The sequence below is a fragment of the Algibacter sp. genome (assembly GCF_049667265.1).
Classification (GTDB): Bacteria; Bacteroidota; Bacteroidia; order Flavobacteriales; family Flavobacteriaceae; genus Algibacter_B.
The window spans coordinates 1-5,624 of the sequence record NZ_JBATHX010000032.1 but is presented as its reverse complement, the minus strand read 5'-3'; the positions used below and the strand labels follow the sequence as shown (position 1 = coordinate 5,624).

Annotated in this window: 5 protein-coding genes; 1 reads left to right on the top strand and 4 read right to left on the bottom strand. The window is 34.4% G+C overall.

Going from position 1 to position 5,624, the window contains the following annotated elements; all coding sequences use genetic code 11:
• From WBN21_RS00920 to WBN21_RS00905, 4 genes are all read right to left on the bottom strand, one after another.
• Nucleotides 1-1,007: glycoside hydrolase family 88 protein (locus WBN21_RS00920; protein ID WP_424197434.1), on the bottom strand; the 1,007-nt coding region annotated here is incomplete at its 3' end.
• Between the two features lie 46 nt (nucleotides 1,008-1,053).
• A complete protein-coding gene (locus WBN21_RS00915; protein WP_424197433.1) occupies nucleotides 1,054-2,712 on the bottom strand; it encodes a hypothetical protein in 1,659 nt (552 codons plus the stop codon).
• Nucleotides 2,713-2,722: 10 nt separating this feature from the next.
• Complete coding sequence (uxuA, locus tag WBN21_RS00910) at nucleotides 2,723-3,898, bottom strand: mannonate dehydratase (protein ID WP_424197432.1); 1,176 nt, start codon at nucleotides 3,896-3,898, stop codon at nucleotides 2,723-2,725.
• Between the two features lie 17 nt (nucleotides 3,899-3,915).
• Nucleotides 3,916-4,743, bottom strand: a complete 828-nt coding sequence (locus WBN21_RS00905; protein WP_424197431.1) for an SDR family oxidoreductase — start codon at nucleotides 4,741-4,743, stop codon at nucleotides 3,916-3,918.
• A 189-nt stretch (nucleotides 4,744-4,932) separates the two neighbouring features.
• Here WBN21_RS00905 and WBN21_RS00900 point away from each other — a divergent pair.
• Nucleotides 4,933-5,624, top strand: a 692-nt coding sequence (locus WBN21_RS00900) for a substrate-binding domain-containing protein (RefSeq protein ID WP_424197430.1), incomplete at its 3' end; no start/stop codon positions are given.

Sequence of the window (5,624 nt, the reverse complement as noted above, 5' to 3'; positions counted from 1 at the left end):
CTATTTGCTACTTTCTTACTGTAATTCAAATACTCATCATTTTTTGTGTAACCATATAATTCAACTAATGCAGAGGCTACTATCGCTCCTGCAGAGGCATCTCTCGAAGTATTTGGTATTTTAGGGTTATCGAAATCCCAATACGGAATACCGTCTTCTGGTAAGTTTTTGTGATTTATGAAAAAATCGGCCGTCGCTTTTGCGCGTTCTAAATACACCGCGTCTTTTGTGTGTCGATAGGCCATCGTATAACCGTAAATAGCCCAACCTTGTCCGCGTGCCCAAGCCGAGTTATCATGGATTCCTTGATGCGTAACCTTCGCTCTTACTTGAGCTGAAATGGTGTCATAATCCAGCACATGCCAAGTACTTCCGTCTGGTCTAAAATGGTTTTTCAAAGTAGTATTAGCGTGAGTTACTGCTATTTTATGAAAAGTACTATCACCAGAAATTTTGGTAGCCTCAAAAAGCAACTCTAAATTCATCATGTTATCAATAATAACTGGAAATTGCCAAACATCTCTTTTAAAATCCCAAGAGCGAATACTTCCAATTTTCTCATTAAAACGGGAGCTTAAAGTTTGAGCACTTTTAATAATTACATTCTTATAGGTTTCATTATCCTTTTCAATACTTAAACCGTTTCCGAAACTGCAAAACACTTTAAAACCCATATCGTGCGTTCCAGCATTAAACTTTTCCTTTTCAACAAAGGCCGTCCATTGTTCTGCTCTTTTTTTATAAGGCTCATTACCTGTTAACTTATAAATTTGCCAAAGATTACCAGGAAAAAAACCACTTGTCCAATCTTTTGAAGGCACTTTTTTAATTTTGTTTTTGTCATGGGAATAGCTTCGTGGAAACGCGAGAGAATCTAATTCATACTCTAAAAGTTTTGAATATCGGGTTTGCAATAATTCATCAATGGTTAATTCTTTTTGTTCGGATTTACATGAAAAAAATAAAGTAAGTCCAAGAACAAAAATGAGGTAACTAGCTTTTTTCATATAACACCTTTTTCGATAATTATTTAAATTGAGTTTTTAAGAATGATTAGTTTTTAAACCGCTGATTCAATTGGTATTTATACAATGAAGGCACCTTTTGCATTTCTTTATTTATTAATTCCTTGTAGGCCTTTGGCTCATATTCTACTTTAAAATTCTGATTACCATTTACGCCAATAATTCTGGCAAAAGGGCCATCTTTCATACCGTTTAAAAGAATGGATTCATTTGCGTCTAAGCCTCCTAAAACAGTAACTTGAGTGTTCCAAAACGTGCTATATGCGCCGTGTGAGGGCTTCCAGTAACCGGCTCCTCCACCAGCAAATAATGGATAAGAACCCACTTTATTTGGCGTTAGATATACTTTTGTGTTATCGAATAAATTTTGGTGATTTGCGCCAGAATGTTGATCTAAAATAGGGTCTACAAAAACCTCACAATCTAGATAGACACTTTTAGTTGAAAATGTATTAAAACTTAACGGGTGAACAGCCTTATTGTACACCTTAATTCCTTGAGCTAAAACATTATAAGTGCCTTGCATCATGACTGTATAATGTGCAAAATTTTCACCTGTAGTTGTTACATCCTTTATGGTGACATTGGCTATTTCTTCTGATAAAACACCGCTATCCGCATTTTCAATTATAACATTATTTACCCAACTATTAAAAACGCGTGTTAAGTAAATAGCATTAAATCCAGGCTCTACATGATGGGCCACTCTGGGTGCTTTTGGAAAGGTGATTTTTAAATGTTCAATTCCAACTTCTTCAAGATGTTTCCAAACAACTAATTGCCCATGGTAATTTGATTTAATATCGACTGTTAAAGGACTATTTATAGTTACCTTATTTTTTGAAATATGTTTTATAACCACTTGCTGCCTAACTAGCGGTAAATCAGAAAAATTCCAATGATGCGAACCTATTATAACGTCTTGATTTTTATATAAATCGTCAATAATTTCGCCTGTTTCACCATCTTTATTAAAAAGCTGTAATTCTACAACATCGCCAACTTTTAAATTTTTCACTTCGGAAACATTAAAACTTAATTCACCTTGTTTTCCTTTTGAAACTTTGGCAACAATATCATATGGCATTTCATATTTCTGAAGATAGGATTTTACGCGAACACCAGGCACTTTTGTCCAAATAAAACCTCCAGCCCAAGCATATTGAGAAAATGGCAAATCGATGTTATTTTCCTTTTCAATTTGACGTTTATCAAACTCCAATAAATATTCACGAAGTTCTTTTAAAACCTCAGGATTTTCAACATACATTAAAGGTCTAGGACAATATATTTCTGTACCACCTTCGCCAGTTCCTGCGCCTCTTAAAACAAAATGGCTCCGTTCTAAATAAAGAATATCACTTACAATTAATCGCCCTGCAGGTAATTGTAAAATGATGTTACCTTCCATTTTGGAAGCCGCTTCGATTGCTTTAATTATGGCTTTGGAATCGTCTAATCCATCATCAGGAATGACTCCGTAATCTGTGGCATTAATCACTTTTCCATCTTTGTCAGGAAAGGCAATTTCACCATTATGATAACCCGCATAACTAAAATCTGGAAGATAGTTTTTTTGAGCAATTTTTTTATTAAATAGGATTTCAGGAGAAGATTGGGCATACATATTGGTACTTGCCAATACTATGCAAATCCAAACCACAATTGCTCTAATTTTAAAATTCATATTAATTATATTACATCATACGTTTTATTCCAAATTCCAAACCTCTTAATTCTGCCAATCCTCTTAATCTACCAATTCCAGAATATCCAGGATTTGTTTTTTTATGTAAATCATCAAGCATTTGGTGTCCATGATCTGGCCTTACTGGAATAGCAAAATCTTTATAACCTTTTGCTTTTCTCCTTTTTTCTTCTTCTAAAACTGCTCTGACAACAACAAACATATCTACATCGCCTTCTAAATGATTGGCTTCATGGAAATTACCTGCTTCATCGCGTTTGGTACTTCTTAAATGCAGAAAATGAACACGATCTGAAAAACGCTTAAAAATTTGAACCAAATTATTATCAGCTCTAACCCCTAAAGAACCCGTACAAAAGGTAATGCCATTTGATCGGTCTGGCACACTCTCAAATAAATGCGCATAATCAGCCTCTGTACTTACAACTCGCGGAAGTCCTAAAATGGGATAAGGCGGATCGTCTGGATGAATACACATTAACACCTTATTTTGAGATGCTACAGGAATAATTTCTTTTAAAAAAGCTACTAAATTATTTCTTAAAACTGATGCATCAATATCTTTATAGGTATCTAATATGGTTTGGAATTGCTTTAAAGTATAGCCTTCTTCTGCTCCTGGTAAACCTGCAATAATATTTTTTACGAGTTGTTTTTTATCTTTTTCAGATTGATTTTCAAAATAGATTTTAGCCGCTTTTTGTTGTGCTTCAGTATAATCACTTTCTGCTCCTGGGCGTTTTAATAAAAAGAGTTCGAAAGCTGCAAACGCAATCACGTCAAAACGTAAGGCTTTAGAACCATCTTCAACCTGAAAACTTAAATCGGTTCTGGTCCAATCCAAAACAGGCATGAAATTATAACAAACTATATGAATACCACATGCTGCTAAATTCGCTATACTTTGCTTGTAATTATTTATATAGTTTTGAAAATTCCCAGAACGCGTTTTTATATTTTCATGAACCGGAATACTTTCAACAACGCTCCAGGTTAACCCTGCATTTTCAATCGTTTTTTTTCTTTTTTGAATTTCATCAATGGTCCATATTTGGCCATTAGGAATATGATGCAAGGCAGAAACAATTCCTGTTGCGCCTGCTTGATTGATATCTAATAAAGTAACTGGGTCATTAGGCCCGTACCATCTCCATGTTTGTTCCATAAAATATTCTATTCTTTTTATACGCCACTATAGGCACTAAATCCGCCATCAATTGGCACCACAACACCAGTTACAAACGAAGCTCCTTCGCCACACAACCATAATGTTGTACCAACTAAATCTTCAGGTTCTCCAAATTTGCCCATGGGTGTTTGTTCTATAATTTGGTTTCCGCGGGGAGTTAAACTCCCATCACTTTCGGTTAGTAAACTTCTGTTTTGATCGGTTAAGAAAAACCCTGGCGCAAGTGCATTTACACGAATGCCAACTTTTGAAAAATGAACAGCCAACCATTGTGTAAAATTTGACACCGCCGCTTTTGCGCCACTATAAGCTGGTATTTTAGTTAGTGGAGTAAAGGCATTCATGGATGAAATATTTAAAACACTACAACCCTTTCTACCAATCATATCTTTTGCAAATACTTGTGTTGGAAGTAGGGTTCCAATAAAATTTAAATTGAATGTGAATTGAATACCATTGACATCTAAATCGAAGAATGTTTTAAAACCATCTGTTTTGTTTGCTAAATCGATAGCCTCTAAATATGGGTTGGAAGTAGTTCCTAATGGATGGTTACCACCTGCGCCGTTAATTAAAATATCACATGGTCCCAATTTATTATTTACTTCAGCTTTCGCTTTTTCCAAAGATTCCTTTTCTAAAACGTTAGCCGCTACGCCAATTGCAATTCCGCCTGAAGCTTTAATTTGGGCCGCAACTTTATCGGCAGCCTCTTTTCTTAAATCTAAAACGGCTATTTTGTGCCCCTCTTTTGCCAATGCCAATGCTAACGTGCTACATAAAACACCTCCTGCTCCTGTTAAAACAACTACTTTACTCATTTTTTGGGTAATATTTTATAACGTTTGATTCTATTCCAGTACCATTTTTAGGCACCTTCACACAAATGTAATAAAAAATAGTGTGCGCACACGAAATGTAAAAAATATTATTAAATTGCCTAAAATTAAACTCATCAGTAAAATACTGAATGTGAATTAAAACCATTAGTATAAAGTTATTTTCTTTTTATGATTACTATAAAAGATATCGCCAAAGAAGCAAACGTATCAGAAGGTACTGTTGATCGCGTGTTACATAAAAGAGGTGGTGTTTCTAAAAAAACCGAATCTAAAATTGAAAAAATTCTTGAGTATCATAACTTTACCGTAAATCCTGTGGCCAGCGCACTTGCAATGAAAAACAAGTATTGCATTGCAACTTTAATCCCAGAACATAATGACTTAGATTTATTCTGGAAATCGCCCTATCTAGGTATTTTAAAAGGCGCTGATGATGTTAAAATTTCGGGTATCCAAGTAAAAAATTATACTTTTAATCAGTATGATTCAGACTCCTACTTACAAGCGTTTACTAATTTGCTAAAATTAAAACCTAACGCTGTTATTATCGCTCCAAATTTCTACAATGAAACTAGGATAATGGTGGACAAATTAGAGGCCCTTAGTATACCATATCTTTTTTTAAATATTGATATTGAAGGATTTAAGAACTTAGCATTTGTTGGTCAGGATTCCTATATGGCAGGATATATGGCTGGAAAATTAATGCATTTAAGCATTCCTAAACCATCTACTTTTTTAATTATTCAGGCGCGAAAAAACATCACAAAAAACAACGCTGTTTCAAAAAGAATTGAAGGTTTTAATGATTATTTCATGAAGAACAAGGTCCATTCTAAAACTCAAATATTAAAAATTGA